The 18,711-nt window shown below is 68.7% G+C and carries 19 protein-coding genes; 13 read left to right on the forward strand and 6 right to left on the reverse strand.

All coding sequences use genetic code 11. The features are described 5' to 3' along the window. Positions 1-32 precede the first annotated feature (32 nt). Positions 33-2,882, reverse strand: a complete 2,850-nt coding sequence (locus tag I1E95_RS01810; RefSeq protein WP_197164894.1) for a UPF0182 family protein — start codon at positions 2,880-2,882, stop codon at positions 33-35. A 152-nt stretch (positions 2,883-3,034) separates the two neighbouring features. Between I1E95_RS01810 and thrC the strand changes: the two genes are divergently transcribed. The 3 genes from thrC to I1E95_RS01825 all read left to right on the forward strand — a co-directional run bounded on the left by thrC (position 3,035) and on the right by I1E95_RS01825 (position 5,753). Continuing rightward, complete coding sequence (thrC, locus tag I1E95_RS01815; protein WP_231594789.1) at positions 3,035-4,321, forward strand: threonine synthase; 1,287 nt, start codon at positions 3,035-3,037, stop codon at positions 4,319-4,321. A gap of 67 nt (positions 4,322-4,388) precedes the next feature. After that, on the forward strand, positions 4,389-4,664 hold the full coding sequence (locus I1E95_RS01820; RefSeq protein ID WP_197164898.1) for a MoaD/ThiS family protein: 276 nt from the start codon (positions 4,389-4,391) through the stop codon (positions 4,662-4,664). Between the two features lie 108 nt (positions 4,665-4,772). After that, entirely contained in the window at positions 4,773-5,753 is a 981-nt protein-coding gene (locus tag I1E95_RS01825) for a cupin (protein ID WP_197164899.1), read from the forward strand. A 38-nt stretch (positions 5,754-5,791) separates the two neighbouring features. Here the strand turns inward: I1E95_RS01825 and ftsH are convergent, their stop codons facing one another. Next, positions 5,792-7,600, reverse strand: a complete 1,809-nt coding sequence (ftsH, locus tag I1E95_RS01830; protein WP_197166963.1) for an ATP-dependent zinc metalloprotease FtsH — start codon at positions 7,598-7,600, stop codon at positions 5,792-5,794. Positions 7,601-7,804: 204 nt separating this feature from the next. Here ftsH and rpmF point away from each other — a divergent pair, with 204 nt between their 5' ends. Next, entirely contained in the window at positions 7,805-7,984 is a 180-nt protein-coding gene (gene rpmF / locus I1E95_RS01835) for a 50S ribosomal protein L32 (RefSeq protein WP_197164901.1), read from the forward strand. A 51-nt stretch (positions 7,985-8,035) separates the two neighbouring features. Here the strand turns inward: rpmF and I1E95_RS01840 are convergent, their stop codons facing one another. The 3 genes from I1E95_RS01840 to I1E95_RS01850 are packed head-to-tail and all read right to left on the reverse strand — an operon-like array spanning position 8,036 to position 10,151. Next, positions 8,036-9,037 (reverse strand): phosphoribulokinase, encoded by a 1,002-nt coding sequence (locus tag I1E95_RS01840; protein ID WP_197164903.1) that lies wholly within the window; start codon positions 9,035-9,037, stop codon positions 8,036-8,038. Beyond that, positions 9,034-9,363 carry a DUF565 domain-containing protein gene (locus I1E95_RS01845; protein WP_231594790.1) on the reverse strand — a complete coding sequence of 110 codons (330 nt, stop codon included), beginning with the start codon at positions 9,361-9,363 and terminating at the stop codon, positions 9,034-9,036. Before I1E95_RS01845 ends, I1E95_RS01840 begins: the two co-directional genes overlap by 4 nt. 11 nt (positions 9,364-9,374) lie before the next feature. Further along, positions 9,375-10,151 (reverse strand): HAD-IA family hydrolase, encoded by a 777-nt coding sequence (locus I1E95_RS01850; protein WP_197164907.1) that lies wholly within the window; start codon positions 10,149-10,151, stop codon positions 9,375-9,377. Positions 10,152-10,173: 22 nt separating this feature from the next. Here I1E95_RS01850 and recJ point away from each other — a divergent pair, with 22 nt between their 5' ends. Further along, on the forward strand, positions 10,174-12,102 hold the full coding sequence (gene recJ, locus I1E95_RS01855) for a single-stranded-DNA-specific exonuclease RecJ (RefSeq protein WP_197164909.1): 1,929 nt from the start codon (positions 10,174-10,176) through the stop codon (positions 12,100-12,102). 6 nt (positions 12,103-12,108) lie between these two features. On the opposite strand, the gene psb30 is transcribed toward recJ, so the two are convergent. Beyond that, positions 12,109-12,216 carry a photosystem II reaction center protein Ycf12/Psb30 gene (psb30, locus tag I1E95_RS01860; RefSeq protein ID WP_197164917.1) on the reverse strand — a complete coding sequence of 36 codons (108 nt, stop codon included), beginning with the start codon at positions 12,214-12,216 and terminating at the stop codon, positions 12,109-12,111. 115 nt (positions 12,217-12,331) lie between these two features. Between psb30 and I1E95_RS01865 the strand changes: the two genes are divergently transcribed. From I1E95_RS01865 to acsF, 8 genes are all read left to right on the forward strand, one after another. Next, a complete protein-coding gene (locus I1E95_RS01865; RefSeq protein WP_197164919.1) occupies positions 12,332-12,736 on the forward strand; it encodes a YkgJ family cysteine cluster protein in 405 nt (134 codons plus the stop codon). Beyond that, positions 12,733-13,167, forward strand: a complete 435-nt coding sequence (locus I1E95_RS01870; RefSeq protein WP_197164921.1) for a TMEM165/GDT1 family protein — start codon at positions 12,733-12,735, stop codon at positions 13,165-13,167. The genes I1E95_RS01865 and I1E95_RS01870 overlap by 4 nt, the downstream gene beginning before the upstream one ends. A gap of 15 nt (positions 13,168-13,182) precedes the next feature. Next, the gene (locus tag I1E95_RS01875; protein WP_006170625.1) at positions 13,183-13,467 is read left to right on the forward strand and encodes a TMEM165/GDT1 family protein; all 285 of its coding nucleotides are present in this window, start codon (positions 13,183-13,185) and stop codon (positions 13,465-13,467) included. Between the two features lie 97 nt (positions 13,468-13,564). Next, complete coding sequence (locus I1E95_RS01880) at positions 13,565-15,823, forward strand: ribonuclease R family protein (protein WP_197164923.1); 2,259 nt, start codon at positions 13,565-13,567, stop codon at positions 15,821-15,823. A gap of 3 nt (positions 15,824-15,826) precedes the next feature. Then, positions 15,827-16,450, forward strand: coding sequence for a flavin prenyltransferase UbiX (locus I1E95_RS01885; RefSeq protein ID WP_197164925.1), 624 nt, complete (start codon positions 15,827-15,829; stop codon positions 16,448-16,450). A 37-nt stretch (positions 16,451-16,487) separates the two neighbouring features. Then, the gene (locus I1E95_RS01890) at positions 16,488-17,000 is read left to right on the forward strand and encodes a hypothetical protein (RefSeq protein WP_197164927.1); all 513 of its coding nucleotides are present in this window, start codon (positions 16,488-16,490) and stop codon (positions 16,998-17,000) included. A gap of 75 nt (positions 17,001-17,075) precedes the next feature. Then, complete coding sequence (locus tag I1E95_RS01895; protein ID WP_197164929.1) at positions 17,076-17,486, forward strand: DUF2996 domain-containing protein; 411 nt, start codon at positions 17,076-17,078, stop codon at positions 17,484-17,486. A gap of 123 nt (positions 17,487-17,609) precedes the next feature. Beyond that, a complete protein-coding gene (gene acsF / locus I1E95_RS01900; RefSeq protein ID WP_197164937.1) occupies positions 17,610-18,701 on the forward strand; it encodes a magnesium-protoporphyrin IX monomethyl ester (oxidative) cyclase in 1,092 nt (363 codons plus the stop codon). The last annotated feature ends 10 nt before the right edge of the window (positions 18,702-18,711 follow it).

The raw sequence follows: 18,711 nt of genomic DNA on the forward strand, positions 1-18,711 counted from the left end.
TTGCACTCCAGCACTCCAGCAGCGGCTGGCATTCAGGGCAGGGGCTCGAGCGCGGAGAGCGGCAGGGCGACCGAAGGGGCGGTTGGGCCCTGGGCCATCAAGGACTGCAGCGCCTTGTCGAGATCAGGCTCCATCGCGAAGCGTCGGCCATCGGTGACCACCACCCGCACCAGCGTGGGCAGATCATTGTTCTTCGATTGCAGGTAGATCGGCTCCACGTACAGCAGCCCCTTGCCCACCGGCAACACCAGCAGATTGCCCCGCACCAGCTGCGACCCCGTGCGGTTCCACAGTCCGAACTGGAAACTGATGGTGGGGTCCTGCTCGATCAGTGCCGAGATCTGCTGCGGGCCCAGCAACAACCGCTGCTGGGGGAAACGTACCAGCACCAGTTCACCGTAGTGGGGTGGATCGTTGCGAACGGCCAGCCAGCCCACGAGGTTCGTGCGCCGCACCGGCGAGAAGGGCAGCAGCAGCACGAATTCAGGCCGCTGCTGGCGGGGCAGCTGCAGCGTGGCGTGATAAGGCTCAACCGGAATGTTGCTGGATCCGTAGATCTCCAGCGGCACCGCCCAGACGTCGTCGCCGTTGTAGAAGGTGCGCACATCGGTGACGTGATAGCGCAACAGGCGCTCCGACTGAATCGTGAACTGGGTGAGCGGCACCCGGATATGGCTCAACAGAGCCTGAGGCATGGCCTCCAGCGGTTTGAACAGCTCGGGGAAGGCCCTCTGCCAGGTGCGCAGGATCGGGTCTGAGGGGTCGTTCACATACAGCCAGAGCCGGCCGTCGTGGGCGTCCACCACCGCCTTGACAGGATTGCGGAAGTAGCGAATACCGCTGGAATTGGCATCGCTGTAGGGATAACTTCTGCTGGTGGTGAAGCCATCGAGCATCCAGTACTGGTGCTGCTCATCGCGGAAGCCCGGCTCGTTCTCGACCCGGGCGGTGACCAGATAGGGCTCGGTTTCGAAATGCAGGAAGGGGGCCAGGGCCTCCAGGCGCTGATTCACCTGACGGCGGATGAGCAGACGTGACTCGGGCGTGAAGGATCCGGTCAGCAGCACCCTGGGCTCCCGCAGATAGACCGCCGCCTTGAATCGCTGCCAGGAGTTGTTCAGCAGGATTCCCCTCTCCCCGTCGTAGTGGGTGTAGACGTTGAGCTCGCCGTCCGGGAAGTCGAACTCCTGCACCTGGGTGGGCGCGATCACATAGGGCGCAGGCGCCGAGGCGTAGTAGAGACGGGGGCGGCCCACCGGCAGGGCCTCTCGAGCCGCCTCGTCGCTGATGCCGAGCTTCGGGATGCCCTGAACGCGGCCGCTGCTGCCCAGGTCCTTGACGAAGAACTGGGGCAGGCCGTCGCTGCCGAAGCTGTTCACCGGCGAAACGGTGAAGCCGTAGCCATGGGTGAAGACCAGGTGTCGGTTCAGCCAGGTGCGAGACCCGGGCGGCAGGGCGGCGCTGTCGAGTTCCCGGGCCGCGATCAGCACCTGCTGGGAACCGTTGCGCAGAGGATCCCCCAGAAGGGGATAGCGGTCGACCGCCGCCGAAGGGAAGGTGTAGTAGAGCCGGAGCTGCTGAAGCTGGCGGTTCGCGGCCAGCAGCGGCTTGCTGTCCCAGAGGCGGATGTTGGCCAGGGTTCCCTGCGACGCCTCCAGGTCGTCCTGTGTCACCTTCTGCTGGGGCTCGAGAATCTGTTCTTTGAGACCCTCCAGGCCGAAGGCGCGGCGGGTGGCCTGGATGCTCCGCTTCAGATAGGGGGCCTCCACCTCCAGCTCCCGCGGTTGGACCCAGAAGCGCTGCACCTGGGGAGCCACCAGGAATTCGGCCACCGGCACGAGCAACAGGGTTCCCAGCAGGGGCAGCAGCACCGCCCGGCGCAACCAGTGGCGTCGCACCGAGAGCAGCAGGCCGGCCGCCATGAGCAGCATCAGTGCCGCCAGCAGCAGACGCAGGGGCAGCCGCACATACAGATCGACGAAGCCGGCGCCCGAGGCGACGCCGCTGCCCTCCACCATCAGATCGAATGGTGCGAGTGCGCTGCTGAAGGCCATCAGCAGGGCCAGCAGGGCAAACTGCGACTTCAGTGCGGCCTGTTGATCGCGGCTGAGCCCCACGAAGCGCAGATCACTGAAACTGCTGCCTTCGGTGAAGGTGAGCCAGAGGCAGGAGGCCAGGCCCACGGTGGTCTGGGCGATCAGCACACTCAGAAGCAGATGAAGCGCGGGCAGGCGCAGAACCGTGAAGCTGAGATCGAGATGCGTGAGGGGATCCCCCTCACCGAACGGCACCGCCAGCAGAGCCGGCAACCACAGGCTCCAGCCCCTCGCCAGGGCGGTGGCGGATCCGGCCAGGGCCGCCACCAGCACCAGCCTCAGAGTCGGCAGCGGTTTCACCAGCAGCGGCAGCAGCAGGCCGGCAGCCAGGGCGACCAGCAGAGGCAGCGGCAGCTCAGCGAGCACCGCAAAGCCGCTGAAGATCTCTCCACTGAAGGGGGAGCCGATCAGCCCCCGCGCCTGGACGATCAGGTAGGTGAGTCCGGCGGCCAGGAGCAGCTCCAGACCCGTCAGCACCAGCACCAGGGGCAGGGGCTCCAGCCGCAGAATCGCGTGGCGCGGGATCACCTTGGTGGCACTGGCGCTGCGCAGGCGCCAACACCGCTGCAGCTGCTGCATCTGCAGGGAAACCCCAAGCCCCATCACCAGCAGGAACGCCACGATCTGCAGCCACCAGCGGCGCCACAGCACCGACTCGAAGCCGAACTGGGCGAACCAGTCGAGCTCGAGGCCCAGCCGGGAGATCAGCACCAGCGCCAGCGGGAGGAACACCAGCACAGCCAGGGCCGCAGGCAGCGACAGCAGGCGCGGAAAACGGGAGGCCACGGGCTGAGGCTAGACAGCGGCGGGCCACAACGCCCGTCCCGCCCATGAGCACGGCGCCACCTGGGCGGACCATATACCCGACCCTGCAGATCGGCTTTTACGTAATGGTTCGGCCGCCGCTGCTAACTTGCCTGCACAGCTGTTGTCGGGCCGTGACCGCCACCCTCTCCCGCACCACCTTCACGGGACTGCGCTGCAAGGAATGCGGCCACCCCTACGAAGCCGGTGCCCGCCACGTCTGTGAGGACGTCTGCTTCGGCCCCCTCGAGGTCGTCTACGACTACGACGAGATCCGACGTCGCGTCAGCCGCGCCTCGATCGAGGCCGGCCCCACCTCCATCTGGCGCTACCGCGAGTTCCTGCCGATCGAGGGGGATCCCATCGATGTGGGCACCGGCTTCACCCCTCTGCTCAAGGCCAACCGGCTGGCCCGCCGCCTCGGCCTGAAGAACCTCTACATCAAGAACGACGGCGTCAACATGCCCACCCTGTCCTTCAAGGACCGGGTGGTGTCGGTGGCGCTCACGCGCGCCAGGGAGCTGGGCTTCACCACGGTGAGCTGCGCCTCCACCGGCAACCTGGCCAACTCCACCGCCGCCATCGCGGCCCACGCCGGCATGGAGTGCTGCGTGTTCATCCCCAGCGATCTGGAGATGGGCAAGGTGCTGGGCACCCTCATCTACAACCCCACCCTGATGGCGGTGAAGGGCAACTACGACCAGGTGAACCGCCTCTGCTCCGAGGTGGCCAACACCTACGGCTGGGGCTTCGTGAACATCAACCTGCGCCCCTACTACTCCGAGGGCTCCAAGACCCTCGGCTATGAGGTGATCGAGCAGCTGGGCTGGCAACTTCCGGATCACATCGTGGCGCCCCTGGCCTCCGGCTCCCTGTTCACCAAGATCCGCAAGGGCTTCGACGAATTCATCAAGGTGGGCCTCGTCGACGAGAAACCGGTGCGCTTCAGCGGCGCCCAGGCCGAGGGCTGCTCCCCCATCGCCCAGGCCTTCGCCGAAGGCCGCGACTTCATCACCCCGGTGAAGCCCAACACGATCGCCAAGTCGATCGCCATCGGCAACCCTGCCGACGGCCCTTACGCCATCGACCTCGCCAACCGCACCAACGGCACGATCGCGGCGGTCAGCGACCAGGAGATCATCGACGGCATCAAGCTGCTGGCGGAAACCGAGGGTGTGTTCACCGAAACCGCCGGTGGCACCACGATCGCGGTGCTCAAGAAGCTGGTGGAGCAGGGCAAGATCGACCCCGACGAAACCACCGTGGCCTACATCACCGGCAACGGCCTGAAAACCACAGAAGCGGTGGCCTCCTCCGTGGGCGAACCGCACACGATCGAGCCCCAGCTGGCCAGCTTCAATGCCGCCTGGGAGCGGGCCCAGTCGCTGCATCGCGCCAGCTGGGAGCCGATCGGCGTCTGAGCCGACAGCTCCCGCTCGTTCCAACACCATCCTTTCCTGGCGGCTGCCGCCGCCTTCCACTTCCGTCATGGCGATTCAGGTTCTGATCCCCACCCCCCTGCAGAAATTCACCGCGGATCAAGCAAGCGTCGAGCTCGAGGCCACCAGCGTCGACGGTCTGCTTGAGGCCCTCGAAGGCCGCTTCCCCGGCATCCTCGCCAGGCTCACCGACGAGAGCGGGAAGCTGCGGCGCTTCCTGAACGTCTACGTGAACAGCGAGGACATCCGCTTCCTCGACAACCAGGCCACGGCCCTCGCCGACGGCGATGAGGTAAGCATCGTGCCCGCTGTGGCCGGAGGCTGATCAGGCTCCCCTGACCACCGTGCTCCGCCCTGCAGAGGTGTGCGCGCAAGCACCCAACAGGGTGGTGGTCGTCCATAGGCTCTGCGCACGTTCCGTGCGGCTGGATCCATGACCCAAGCTCCCGAAGCCCCTGTGGCCCCGCGGCCTGAGGAGAGCGCCGCCCTCTCGATGGCCCCGGCCGGCAAGGCCCTGCTCTTCGACTACCGCCAGGCGGCCAATCCGGTGCGGCGCGGACTGACCGAGCCGATTCCGGAGGGACGCTGGGGCCCTGAACTGCACGCCAGCGGCCCCAGCGCCATCCTTCCCCTCGATCTCAGCAGCGAGCTGGGCTGCCGGGGACCGGCCACCAGCCCGGCGCTGAGCGCCAACTTCATCCGCATCCTGGCCGGTGAGTCGATCAGCGCCGGAGCCAACGCCACCAGCTTCCTGTTTTATGTCTGGCGTGGTGCCGGCCACTGCCGCAGGCCGGCCGGTGCCCTCGGCGGTGCGGTGGATCAGGAGTGGAGCCAGGGAGATCTGTTCGTGCTGCCCTGCGGTGAGGCGGCCCAGCTGGACGCCCGTGAGGAGAGCGTTCTCTACTGGGTCCACGATGCACCCCTGCTCGCCCACCTGGGAGTGAGCGCCGATCAGCCCCGCTTCGAGGCCACCCATTACCCAGGCGAATGGCTGCGGCGGGAGCTGGCTGCCCTGGCGGCGGATCCCAGCAGCGCCCGCAGCAACCGGCTCAGCCTGCTGCTGGCCAACACGGACCTGCCCTCCAGCCGCACCGTGACCCACACCCTCTGGGCCATGTACGGACTGGTGCCGGCGGGGGCCGTTCAGCCCCCCCATCGCCACCAGTCGGTGGCCCTGGATCTGGTGATCGCCTGCGCCCCGGGCTGCGCCACCCTCTCGGGGCCAGAGCTCAATCCCGACGGCACCATCCGCAACCCCGTGAGGATGGAGTGGGAACCGGGTGCCGCCTTCGTGACCCCGCCGGGCCACTGGCACGGCCATGTGAATGACAGTGGTGAGGATGCCCTGCTGCTGCCGATTCAGGACGCCGCACTGCACACCTACCTGCGCAGCCTCGACATCCGCTTCACCTGATCGGTTCGGTGGCCGGAGGTCTGACAGGGCGCTGGGGCTCAGGCATGTCCGGCCACAGGCACAGCCGGCTGAGCGCCGGATCCGGCAGGGAGAGCACCCGTGGCTTCGAAGCGATCGACGATCTCCCGGAATTCCTCGCCCCCGAGGGTTTCCTGCTCGATCAGCCGGTCGACCAGCTCATCCATCAGCGCACGCCGGGGGCGCAGCAGGTCCAGCGCCTGCTCCAGGGCATGCTGCGAGAGCTGACGCACCTGAAGATCGATCTGACGGCCGGTGGATTCGGCGTAGCTGGGGCGGGTGTGGAGCAGATCACGGCCGAGGAACACCTCATGGCCATCGCCCTCCAGGGCCACCTGACCGAGGGGTGAGAAGCCGTAGCGGGTGACCATCTCGCGACTGATGCGGGTGGCCATCTGCAGATCGCCCGAGGCACCCTGGGTGATCTCGCTGGGTCCGAAGACCACCAGCTCGGCGGCGCGGCCGCCCATGACCACCACCAGACGGGCCTGCAGGTAGGCCTTGCTGATCAGTCCTGAATCGAGGATCTCCTCATCGGGCATGGTGCGGGCGAAGCCTCCGACACCGCCGGAGCGGGGCAGCAGGGTCACCTTGTCGAGCTTGTCGGCATGGGGCACCAGGCAGCTGAGCAGGGCGTGGCCGATTTCGTGGTAGGCGATCAGGCGCTTCTTGGCGCTGTCCTGCAGCGGAGCCACCGCCAGGCCCATGGTGATGCGTTCCAGGGCGTCGCTGAGGGCCTGGTCGTCGATGCTGCTGCGATGGCGGCGGGCGGTGAGGATGGCCCCCTCATTGAGCAGGTTGGCCAGATCGGCGCCGGAGAACCCCGGGGTACGCGCCGCCCAGGTGCTCAGCGACACCGAGGGATCGAGGGGGCGGCTGCGGGCATGCACCGCCAGGATCGCTTCGCGGCCACGGCGGTCAGGCAGGTCCACCTGGATCTGGCGGTCAAAACGGCCCGGCCGGGTGAGGGCCACATCGAGCACATCCGGGCGATTGGTGGCCGCGATCAGGATCACACCGGAGTTCTGCTCGAAGCCATCCATCTCCGTGAGCAGCTGGTTGAGGGTCTGCTCCCGCTCGTCGTTGCCGCCACCGATGCCGGCGCCGCGCTGGCGCCCCACCGCATCCACCTCATCGATGAAAATGATGCAGGGAGCCTTTTCCTTGGCCCGCTTGAACAGATCGCGCACCCGGCTGGCACCCACCCCCACGAACAGCTCCACGAACTCCGAGGCCGCCATCGAGAAGAAGGGAACCCCGGCCTCACCGGCGATCGCCTTGGCCAGCAGGGTCTTGCCGGTGCCGGGCGGTCCCACCAGCAGCACCCCACGGGGGATCTTGGCGCCAAGGGCCGTGAAGCGCTCCGGCTGGCGCAGGAAGCTGACCACTTCCTGCAGTTCTTCCTTGGCCTCATTGATGCCGGCCACGTCCTCGAAGCGGACGCTGACCGAGCCCTCCGGCTGCAGGCGGGGCTGGCTGCGGCCGAACCCCATCGCCTTGCTGGCCACCTGGGAGGAGCGGCGCAGCAGCAGGGTGAGCCCACCCAGCAGCAGCACCACCAGCAGCACGTTCACCAGCAGTCCGGCGGTGGCGTCGTCCTGGCGGTCATCCCGGACGGTGAGCGGGACGCGGCTCTGCTCGGCGGTGCGCAGCAGCAGCGAATCGTTGGCGAAGACGGGCACCCGTGTGGTGCGGCCGTCCTTGAACTGCACCTGCACCTCCCGCTGCCGGGGCGAGAGCTCCAGTTCCTTGATCGTGCCCCCCTCGATCAGCTTCAGCAGCTCGCTGTAGGAGGGGGGCGGTTCCGACCGGCCCACAAGTCGGCCCATCAACCCTCCCTCCCGCGCCGTGCTGGACGGTGGAGTGGCCTCCGGCTGGGCCGGCGTCGCGGCCAGAAGGGCACGGGCACCCTCCGGCCAGAGAGGGAGCACCGGACGCGGGCTGCTCACAGGGTTCTGCTTCTGGAGCGAGCTTAGCGATTTGACGAAAGGCCTCACGACAGCGGAAGATCGTTGTTTGGCTGATCGTGCGGGATGGCTGTTCCCAAGAAGAAAACCTCCAAGGGCAAGCGCAATCAGCGCCATGCCCACTGGAAGGCGAAGGCAGGAGTGGCCGCCCGCAAGGCGATGTCGCTCGGTAAGGCCGTGCTGAGTGGCCGTGCCCAGGGCTTCGTGTATCCGATCGACGAATCCGAGGACGACAGCGAGAGCTGAGCACCGCTCAGATCGCTCAGGGCAGTGCTCAACGGGATCCTCCCGGCTTGATCAGGTTGAGTCGTGCGCCGGACCGCTCCAGATGCAGCGCCGCTGGCCATCGAGTCTGATCAAGGCCGTGGCGGCCGGCGATTCCTCCGCTTGACCTGCCAGCCCATCCTGATAGAGCTCAGGGGGCAGTGAAGTCAGAGTGGCCCGTACCATCGCCGCCACCTCCGAAGCCCGGAGGGCCTGCCCAGACGACCGGCGCTGGCGCGCCTCAGCCTGGAGCCGCCAGCGCAGCGGCAGGCTCCAGCGCACCGGTCTGAGCAACCAGAGCCCATCGAGCTGAGTCCAGAGCGGCTGGTAGTGCTGCAGGTTCCGATCCCAGCGGGGCAGCCAGGCCAGCTCCTCCGCGCTGAGCGGGTGGCTCCACTTCATCTGGGGCCTTGCCATCGCCGTGCGCAGGGCAGCCTCTCCCAGGGCCCGGCAGCCCACCAGCCAGCCCTCCAGCACCAGCACATCGACGGCTTCGAAGCGGCGCCAGCCGGCCCGATCCCCCTGACCTGCGAGCAGGCGTTTGTCGAAGCGGGGCAGCCGCAGCGGTTCGCCCGAGCGCCAGCGGCGCAGGCACTCCAGCAGCAGCGGCACGTCGTGGCTGCCGGGTGGAACGCGGCTCACCCCGAAGGGATTTCCCGCCAGCCGTTGCAGCCTCTGCTCGAACGGCAGGTAGGCGTCATCGATCGAGACCACCACCAGGCGCAGACCGAGGCTGGGGGCCAGCCGTTCCAGCTCCCGGCCCAGGGTGGTCTTGCCTGCGCCAACCGGCCCGTTCAGTCCGATCAGCCGCGGAGGCCGCCGGCCGGCGCCGCCACCGTCAGGCCAGGGGAGGCAGCTGCTGAGCAGAGGCAGGATCAGGCCCCAGAGCAGGCTGGGGTGGGGCGGGCCCTGCCAGGCCCCGAGCCGCTGACGCCACTCCTCCTCCCAGGCGAAGGGATCACTGACGCCACAGCGGGCCAGCAGCCGGCGGTGGGGTTCCGGCGGGAAGCACCAGGGCCGGTGAGGGGCGCTCAAGAGCCGAGCTTGAACCCTTCCAGCACCACGGCGTAGACCACCCCGATGCGCAGGTTGTCGCAGAGCACCCAGCCCAGGGAGGGTTCGCCCCGGACCCAGTGGCTGCGCAGGCGAGCCACCAGCTCCACCAGCACCACCACCAGCAGCACCATCAACGGGCGTGGACCCACCTGATAGAGCACAAAGGAGGTGACGTTGTTGCCGGCGAACAGTCCGAGCAGCAGGGCGAGCAAGGCCAGGCTGCGGTGGCGCCAACTGCCGCGCCATCCGGAGAGAGCCGTGCGGCCGCTGCTCTCCAGAGCCTGCTGCAGGCGGGTGGATTGCACGGGCAAGGGGCTCATGGCACGGGTGGCAACTGCTCCAGGTAGGAGAGCGTGATCAGGCCGCCGGCACAAGCTGGTCCCTGCAGCACCCTGGTGGGCGCCATGGGCTCGCCCAGGCCGTCGGTGAGGCTCGAGGCGGACCTGAACAGCGAGACCGAGGCCTGGCTGAAGGCGGCACTGAGGGTCACCAGGCAGCGCAGACCGGCTGCGGTGGCCGCGGCCAGGCCCGCCGGGGAATCCTCCAGGGCCACGGCCTGGCCGGGCTCCACTCCCAGGCGCTGGAGGGCCAGGACGTAGGCCTCGGGATCGGGCTTCTTGGCGGCCACGTCGTCCGCGCAGACGCGCAGCGGCAGCCACCGGCTCTGGTCGCTGAGCTGGTTCTCCAGCAGGGCGGCCACTGCTTCGCGACCGCTGGTGGTCACGATCGCCTGCTGAAGGCCGGCCGCCGCCGCCGCCTCGATCAGGCGTCGCACACCCGGACGCAGCTGAACCTCACCAGCCACCACCAGCTCGCGGTAGTGGACCTGCTTGGCCTGGTGCAGGGCGTCCAGCAGCGACCCCTCAGGCTCCTCGCCCTGCTGACGCCGAAGGAACCGGCGCAGACGTTCACGCCCGCCGCTGATCGCCAGCAGCCCGATGTAGGTGGAGCGGTCCCACCGCCAGGGCAGGCCATGCTCCGCGAAGGCCCGGTTGAAGGCGATCCGGTGACCGTCAAGTTCGGTTTCGGCCAGCGTGCCGTCCACGTCCCAGAGCAGGGCGCGCAGGGAACCCTGGGCGGCACGGACTTGCATCCGCCGAGGCTAGGAGCTGGAGGTGAGCCGATCAGAATGGATCCCAATCCCCGAGGTTCCCCTGTCCTTCACACCGCCCGAGCAGCGCTGGCAACTGCCCACCCCCCTGCCGCCCAGCCAGGACGACGTCCAGGCCAGGGGGATGGCGGCCCTCGAGCTGCCGCCGGAATTGCTGGCGGTGCTGCGCCGTCGGGGCTACGACAGCCCCGAGGCGATCAGGGACCTGCTGGAGCCCCCCGCCGCCCCCGATCCCCGGCTGCACTTCGCCGATCTGGACGTGGCGGTGCGGCGGCTCGTGCGGGCCTGTGCCGAAGCTGAGACGGTCGCGATCTGCGGCGACTACGACGCCGACGGCATGACCAGCACGGCCCTGCTGGTGGGGGTGCTGGAGCGGCTGGGAGCCCGGCCGCAGGCCGCCATCCCCAGTCGCCAGGAGGAGGGCTACGGCCTCAACACCGGCATGGTCGAACGCCTCCAGGACGAGGGGGTGGGCCTCCTGGTCACGGTCGACAACGGCATTGCCGCCCGGGAAGCCCTGGATCGGGCCCGCGATCTGGGGATGGAGGTGATCCTCACCGATCACCACAGCCTGCCCGCGGAGTCACCGCCCTACCTGGCCCTGCTCCATCCGGCCTGCACTCCCCAGGGCTCCCCCTACCGGGGCCTGGCGGGGGTCGGGCTGGCCTACCTGCTGGCGATGACGCTGGCCACCGAGCTGGGCCGCGCCGATGCCACCGCCATGGCTCTGGATCTGTTCTGCATCGGCACAGTGGCCGACATGGCCCCCCTGCTGGGGGTGAACCGGCGCTGGCTGCGCGATGGCCTCCGGCAGCTGCACGCGTCGCCCCTGCCCGGCCTGCAGGCGCTGCAGAGACTGGCGGGCCTGGGGGATGGCCCCCTCGATGCCACGGCGGTGGCCTTCAAACTGGCCCCGCGCATCAACGCCGTGGGGCGGCTGGGGGATCCCGCTCTGGTGGTGGATCTGCTCACCACCGGTGACCGCGACCGCGCCATGGCCCTGGCCCAGGACTGCGAGGCCCTCAACCGTCAGCGTCGAGAGCTCTGTGAGGCGATCGAGGCGGAGGCGGTGGCCCTGGTGGAAGCCGATGGGCCCGAGCCCAGCCCCTTTGTGCTGCTCGCTCAGACCCACTGGCATCACGGAGTGATCGGCATCGTGGCCGCCAGGCTGGTGGAGCGCTATGGCCTGCCCGTGGCCCTGCTGGCCGGCGAGGGGGGAGGAAAACTGCGGGCGTCGGTGCGGGCGCCCAGGGGATTTGCGGTCGATCAGGCCCTGAACCATTGCAGCGCCCTGCTGGAGCGCCATGGCGGCCATCCCGCCGCCGGCGGCTTCACCGTGAAGGCGGAACGGCTGGCCGATCTGCATGAGCGGCTCAACGGACTGGCGGCCAGCTGGCTGGGCGACCGGGGCAGTGGCTCGCCGGTGGAGCCGGAGGCCTGCCTGGCCCTGGATCGCATCGGCCGTGGCTTCTGGCGCGACCTGCAGCGGCTGGAGCCCCTCGGGGCGGGGCTGCCGGCGCCGGTGTTCTGGAGCAGCGCCTGCCGGGTGATCAGCCAGCGGCTGCTGCGGGGCGGCCACCTTCAGCTGGAGCTCGAGCAGCAGGGCCGTCGCGTGCGCGCGATCGCCTGGCGCTGGCAGGGGGAAGGCACCGTGCCGGAGCTGGTGGATGTGGCCTTCCGCCTGCGCAGCGACAGCTGGCAGGGGGAGGAGCGCCTGCAGCTGGAACTGGTGGGGTTGCGCGGCAGTGGCGGCGGAGATGTGCTGCTCAGACGGCGCCAGCGCTCGTACTGGTGCCGGCGTCAAGGGGATGGCGTGCTGATCCGCAACGAAGAAGGCCGGGAACTCCAGGTGGAGCTCCCGGCACTGGATCAGCCGGCCTACCTGCGCGCCCTCATCGACGAGGCCGCCCTGGCGCTGGGGCTTCAGGCCTGAACCCGATCAGAGGGCGCCGCGCTTGTAGAAGAGGATGAAGATCACGGCTGGGCCGGCCAGGGTGATCAGGGCCAGCGCCATGAAATTGGCGATCAGATGGAAATCGATTCCCATGGATGCGGCGCTCGGATAAAGACAGTCCGGTAGGCAGCGTACGGGTCGCGGAGGCCCCAGCCAAGACCGTTCCCATGCCACTGTGACGCCTTGTCACAGCTGCAGGAGCCGATCGATGGGCGCCGGACCCCACTGGAGCTGCATCAGCGGCTGCGGCGCCTGCTGCCGCCTGGACCCGGAGCAACGGGGCGAAGCTCTCGAGGCCCTCAGTGAGGAGCAGCGCCGGTTCTACCTCTCGATGGTGGGGGCGGACGGCTGGTGCCGCCACTTCAACACGGGCTCGAGAACCTGCCGCATCTACGCCGATCGGCCCGAGTTCTGCCGGGTGGGCGCCCTCGCCCAGCTGTTCGCCGTACCGCCCGACCAGGGCGAGGCTTTCGCGATCGCCTGCTGCCGGCAGCAGATCCGGGAGGAGTATGGAGGGCGCTCGCTCGTGATGCGTCGCTTCGAGCGCTCCACCCGTCAGGCTGGTGGCCAACCTGCGCGCCCAGCCCCCAGCGAGCACCGCAACCAGCCATGAGCGACCCCGTCGATCCGGATCCCGGCCTGAATCACGAGGCCGGCACCAGCAGCGAGTCCAGTTCGAGCACGGGCCCCGAGACCGGGGCAGGCTCCGAGCCGGAAACCCCCGAGTCGTCGGATTTTGTGGCCGTGGCCGTCACCACGTTCACCACGGTCTTTCTCGCCGAGCTGGGCGACAAGACCCAGCTGGCGGCTCTGCTGCTCTCCGCTGAATCCGGACAGCCCGGCGTGGTGTTCGTCGGGGCCGCCCTGGCCCTGATCTGCTCCAGCCTGGTGGGGGTCCTGCTGGGGCGCTGGCTGGCTGCGGTGCTGCCGGCCCAGCGTCTGGAGCGGATCGCCGGCGTCCTGATGGTGTCCCTCGGCCTCTGGCTGGGAGGCCAGGCCGGCCTCGGCCTGCTCCAGCCCGTCCTCGACTTCCCCAATCCCTGAGCCCCCGGCGCCGTCATGCAGCTCCCGCTCCTGGCCTCCACCTTCCTGACCGTGTTCGTGGCCGAGCTGGGTGACAAGACCCAGCTCACGATCGTGACCATCAGCGGCACCTCCAGCAACACCCTGGCGGTGTTCCTGGGCAGTGCCGGCGCGCTGGTGCTCGCCAGCCTGCTCGGGGCCCTGGCGGGCGGCTCTCTCTCCAGCCTGATCCCCACCGATGCCCTGCAGCTGGCCGCCTCCCTGGGCTTCCTGGTGATCGGCCTGAGGCTGATCCTGCGCTCCGGAACCGACGCTCCGTAAAGTTGACCCCGGAGACATCGATGCCCCGGGGCTTCGCTGCACGCCCCTGCCGGCATCATGCCGCGCGCCTCACCTCCAACTCCGCCCTGACGTTTCGATGAAGTTCACGGTCGCCCACCTGCTCGACCAGCTCCCAGCCGCCGACGCCCTGCCGGTGGCCAAGCTCGAGAAGGCACTGGGCCTGAGCCTCAAGCCGGACAAGTCCCAGCTGCGCATCGCCCTGGAGGGTCTGAGCCGGCTGGGGGTGCTGGTGGAAACCGAGGACGGCATCCAGCGGCGCCAGGACGACACCCTGATCGAGGCGCGCCTGCGCTGCTCCAGCAAGGGCTTCTGCTTCGCCCTGCGCGAGGACGGCGGTGAGGACATCTACATCCGCGATCACCAGCTCAACCATGCCTGGAACGGTGACCGGGTGCTGGTGCGCATCACCCGGGAGGGGGGCCGCCGCCGCTCGCCGGAGGGTGGCGTCCAGTGCATCCTCGAGCGCGCCACCACCCACCTGCTCGCCCAGGTGGAGCAGCAGGACGACCGGATCCTGGCCGTGCCCCTCGACGACCGGCTGCTGACCTCGGTGGAGCTGCCGGCCTCCGATGCCGGTTATCTGGACCCCGAGAAGCAGTCGGTGGTGGAGGTGCTGCTCGACCGCTATCCGGTGGCTCAGTTCCCGCCCCTGGGCCACGTGGAGCGGCGCCTGCCGATCAACGGCGGTGAGGAGGCCGATCTGGATCTGCTGCTCACCAAGCACGGTCTGCGCCAGAGGGCGGCGGCTCCGCGCTCCAGCCTGAAGGCCCCCGTAGAGAAGGACCGCACCGACCTGACAGCCCTGCCGACCCTGGTGCTGAGTGGCTGGAGTGGCGCCGACGCCCCGATCCTGCCCGCCATCTCCCTGGAGGACGGCGATGAGGGCCCGCGCCTGTGGATCCATGTGCCGGCCGTGGCGGAACGCTTCACCCCCGGTGGCAGCCTCGATCTCTGGTTGCGGGAGCAGGGGGAGTCGATCTGTCTGGGTCGTCGCTGGCTGCCCCTGCTCAGCCAGGCCCTGAGCAGGGCCGCGGCCTTCAAGCCCGGGGAAACCCAGGCCGCCGTCTCGGTGGGGCTGCGCTGCAACCCGGAGGGTGAGCTGATCGACTACCGCTTTGCCCTCAGCAGCATCCAGCTGGACGCTGTTGTCGATGGCGGCGCTCTGCAGGCCCTGGCGGAGCGCAAGCCCAAGGCACGCACCATCCCGGCGGCCCTCAAACCGATCAAGGATCAGCTGCCTCTGCTGGAGCGGCTGCTGGAGATCACGGCCCTGCTGAGGCAGCGCCGGCTGGAGCGCGGCTCCCTGGAACTGGATCTTCCCCGCCCCAGCCTCGACTCCCTCGCAGACCTCTGCGTCCCGGCTCCTGAGGAGCGCCGCCAGGGCTGGATGGTGCAGCTTCCCGAGCACCATCCCACCGCCCTGCTGCGGGAGCTGCTGATCCTCGCGAACCGTGCCCTCGGCGCCCATCTCTCCGCCCTGGGGCTGCCAGCCCTGTTTGCGGTGAACCCTCCGGCCGATGGCAGCGAGATCAATGAAGTGGCCAAGGCGGCCCTGGGGCTCGATATCCCGGTGGAGCTCAGCGACGACGGCAACGCCCCCGCCCCGGGCGACCTGGCGGCCACCTTTGCGGCCACCGACCGCAGCCGCGTGCTCCAGCGCCAGCTCAGCGAGGTGATCCCTCCGGTCCAGCTGAGCACCAGCGCCGAGGCCCACGTGCTGGCCGCCGAACCGGCGGCTTACGCCCCCTGGTGCCTGCCCTCGCTTCACTACGCCGATCTCTGGAATCAGCAGCTGCTGGTTCTGCTGCTCACCGAGGGCAAGGACCGCCCCAGCGTTCGCCACAAGACCCGTGTCGACCTGGCGAGCGCCAGCTGCCACGGCACGATCGACTGGCCTCTGCTCACCCCCACCCAGCTCGCCGAACTGCATCAGGCACGCAGCGATTCGATGCTGCAGCGGCTGAGCGGCCGTGCCCGCTTCGCCGCCGAGGTGGAGGCCGACCTGCTGGCCATGGCCCAGGCCCGGGCCGCCGAACCCCTGGTGGGTCAGACCCTCACCGGTGTGATCAGCGGCGTGCAGAGCTACGGGTTCTTCGTGGAGATCCCCCCCTCCCAGGTGGAGGGACTGGTGCACGTCAGTTCCCTCAAGGACGACTGGTACGAATACCGCTCACGCCAGAACCGCCTGGTGGGCCGGAAGAACCGCCGCACCTACATGCTCGGGGATCAGGTGGAGGTGCAGATCCAGAACGTCGATGCCCTGCGCCATCAGATCGATCTGGCCGTGCTGCTGCCCGAGGGCGACGAGGAGAGCGGCGAAGACGGGGAGGACTGAGCGGTGGATCCGGTGGTTCTGGCGGTGACGGGTGCCTCCGCCATGCCGCTGGCGGAGCGGGGCCTGCAGTTGCTGCTGGAGGCCGGTGAAACGGTCGAGCTGGTGGCCAGCCGCGGTGCCCTCGGGGTCTGGCTGGCGGAGCAGGGGGTGCGCATTCCCGCCGAACCCGACCTCCAGACCCGCTTCTGGCGGGAGCGCACGGGCGTGACCACGGGCCACTTGCGCTGTCACCGCTGGAACGATCAGGCGGCGGCGATCGCCAGTGGCAGCTTTCGAACCCGCGGCATGGTGATCCTGCCGGCCAGCATGGGAACGGTGGGGCGGATCGCCAGTGGGGTGGCCCTCGATCTGGTGGAGCGGGTGGCCGATGTGCACCTCAAGGAAGGACGGCCCCTGGTGATCGCCCCCCGGGAAATGCCCTGGAGCCTGGTTCATCTGCGTAACCTGACAACCCTGGCGGAGGCGGGTGCGCGCATCGCCCCACCGATTCCGGCCTGGTATCACCGCCCCACCAGCCTGGAGGAGATGGTCGACTTTCTGGTGATCCGGGTGTTCGATGGCCTCGGCTATGACCTCGGCAGCCTGCGCCGCTGGGAGGGCCCGGTGGCCACCGCGGCCAGCCTCTGAGCCCCGCCCGCCGGTCTCTCCCGGACTGATCCCCTCCGTGCTGCAACGCCTCCTGCTCCTGCCTCTGCTGGCCCCGCTGCTGGCCGTGCTGCTGGTGGCGGCCCTGAACCCCACCCCCGCCAGTCGTCTGCGGCTGCTGATCTGGACCTCCCCGGCCCTGCCGATCGGGGTCTGGATGGCGCTGGCGGCCAGCGGCGGGGCCGCTCTCAGCGCCGGCCTCACGGCCCTGGCCCTGCAGCAACCGGGGGATCTGCCCCTGCGGCGGCGATCGGTCCAGGCGACCGGAGGCGGCGACCGGCGCGAGCCTGAACCCTGGGATGACAGGCCCGAGCGGGGTGACGGGCCTGCTCAGCAGCAACCGACCTCGTGGTACGCCGGACCCGAGCGCTCCCCCCAGGACCCACCTCCCACCCTCTCGGTGCCCTTCCGGATCCTGCGCACGGGCCGTGGTGGAGCACCGGCCTCAGCCCCCGCAGGGGCCACCGCAACGGCCACCCCAGCCCAGGGCGACGCCAAGGGCTGGGAGACACCCCCCAGCGACGACTGGTGATGCGGAGTCCCTGGCAGCCCAGCGGCCGGGGATGCCTAAAGTCGGGAGCAGTGTTTCGAGCTGAGGCTCCAGCCTGTGAGCGACTCCGCCAGCCCCGCGCCGAATCCCGCCAAGGTCAAGCCACCGGCTCCGGAGGACAAGCCCTTCGCCGAATTCATCCCTCAGCTGTTTCTGCCGGCTCTGCTCAAAGCCATCGAGGCCTTCGGGGGGGCCGCCCCGCAGCTGAGCTTCGAGCAGGGGCCGATGCCGGTGGTGGCCAGCCCCTGCTGGCAGGTGATCGGAACCTTCCCCGGGGGCCGACGCTTCTGGCTCTGTTTCACCGAGCCGACCATCAGCTCCGCCAAGACCATCACCCTGGCGGAGGGGGGCAGTGAACCCAGCCTGCTGGAGTCGTTTCTGATCGACGAGAAAAAAACGACCCTGGCCCTGCTGATCTCGAGGGTGGTCTCCAGGCTCAACAGCCAGAAGTGGCTGGGCCCCAACTGAGCGGCCAGCCCCGGCTGAGCGGCGGTTCCAACCGCAACGACCTGTCCGCGGACGCTTCACATCCAGGCCGGGTAGGCGGAAAGCCCACCTACGATGGTCGGAACACTCCACTGTTCTGCCCGCATGGTGCCCCCCGTCGCTGCGCCCACCGCTACCCGTGGCACCAACGCCGCTGAAGCCAAGGCCTTCAAGGAGCCGGTGAAGGACACGATCCTCACACCGCGTTTCTACACCACGGATTTCGAGGCGATGGCCGCCATGGATCTGCGGCCCAACGAGCAGGAGCTCGAAGCGATCTGCGAGGAGTTCCGCAAGGACTACAACCGCCACCACTTCGTGCGCAACGAGGAATTCGAGGGTGCTGCGGACAAGCTTGATCCCGAAACCCGCAAGGTGTTCGTGGAGTTTCTGGAGCAGAGCTGCACCTCGGAGTTTTCGGGCTTCCTTCTGTACAAGGAACTGAGCCGCCGCATCAAGGAGAAGAATCCGCTGCTGGCCGAGTGCTTTGCCCACATGGCCCGGGATGAGGCCCGCCATGCCGGCTTCCTGAACAAGGCCATGGGTGATTTCGGCCTGCAACTGGATCTGGGCTTCCTCACCGCCAACAAGGCCTACACCTTCTTCAAGCCGAAGTTCATCTTTTACGCCACCTATCTTTCCGAGAAGATCGGCTACTGGCGTTACATCGCCATCTACCGTCACCTGGAGAAGCATCCAGAGAGCAAGATCTTCCCGATCTTCAACTTCTTCGAGAACTGGTGCCAGGACGAGAACCGCCACGGGGACTTCTTCGATGCCCTCATGAAGGCCCAGCCCGACACCGTCCGGGGTCTGCAGGCCCGGCTGTGGTGCCGCTTCTTCCTGCTGGCGGTGTTCGCCACCATGTACGTGCGCGACGTGGCCCGCAAGGAGTTCTACGAGGCACTCGGCCTGGATGCCCGTGAGTACGACAAGATGGTGATCGCCAAGACCAACGAAACCTCGGCCCGCGTGTTCCCGGTGGTGCTCAATGTGGATCATCCCAAGTTCTACACGCGTCTGGAGCGCATCGTCACCAACAATGCCGCCCTCAGTGACGCCGAGGCCAGCGGCGGCCCTGCCCCGATCAAGGCTCTGCGCAAGCTTCCCTACTGGATGGCCAATGGTCTGGAGATGGCCAAGCTGTTCCTGATGGCACCGATCCGCAGCGAGGAGTTCCAGCCGGCCGTGCGTTGAGGATCGGTCT

This window comes from Synechococcus sp. CBW1107 (genome assembly GCF_015841355.1).
GTDB lineage: Bacteria > Cyanobacteriota > Cyanobacteriia > PCC-6307 > Cyanobiaceae > Regnicoccus_A.

Excerpts from the sequence above, each read along its gene's own strand:
- I1E95_RS01850 (WP_197164907.1), bottom strand. The coding sequence starts at position 10,151 with ATGCAAGTCCGTGCCGCCCAGGGTTCCCTGCGCGCCCTGCTCTGGGAC.
- I1E95_RS01870 (WP_197164921.1), top strand. The coding sequence starts at position 12,733 with ATGAGCGACCCCGTCGATCCGGATCCCGGCCTGAATCACGAGGCCGGC.
- psb30 (WP_197164917.1), bottom strand. The coding sequence starts at position 12,216 with ATGGGAATCGATTTCCATCTGATCGCCAATTTCATGGCGCTGGCCCTG.
- I1E95_RS01865 (WP_197164919.1), top strand. The coding sequence starts at position 12,332 with ATGGGCGCCGGACCCCACTGGAGCTGCATCAGCGGCTGCGGCGCCTGC.
- rpmF (WP_197164901.1), top strand. The coding sequence starts at position 7,805 with ATGGCTGTTCCCAAGAAGAAAACCTCCAAGGGCAAGCGCAATCAGCGC.
- I1E95_RS01825 (WP_197164899.1), top strand. The coding sequence starts at position 4,773 with ATGACCCAAGCTCCCGAAGCCCCTGTGGCCCCGCGGCCTGAGGAGAGC.
- I1E95_RS01875 (WP_006170625.1), top strand. The coding sequence starts at position 13,183 with ATGCAGCTCCCGCTCCTGGCCTCCACCTTCCTGACCGTGTTCGTGGCC.
- acsF (WP_197164937.1), top strand. The coding sequence starts at position 17,610 with ATGGTGCCCCCCGTCGCTGCGCCCACCGCTACCCGTGGCACCAACGCC.
- I1E95_RS01880 (WP_197164923.1), top strand. The coding sequence starts at position 13,565 with ATGAAGTTCACGGTCGCCCACCTGCTCGACCAGCTCCCAGCCGCCGAC.
- ftsH (WP_197166963.1), bottom strand. The coding sequence starts at position 7,600 with ATGGGCCGACTTGTGGGCCGGTCGGAACCGCCCCCCTCCTACAGCGAG.
- I1E95_RS01820 (WP_197164898.1), top strand. The coding sequence starts at position 4,389 with ATGGCGATTCAGGTTCTGATCCCCACCCCCCTGCAGAAATTCACCGCG.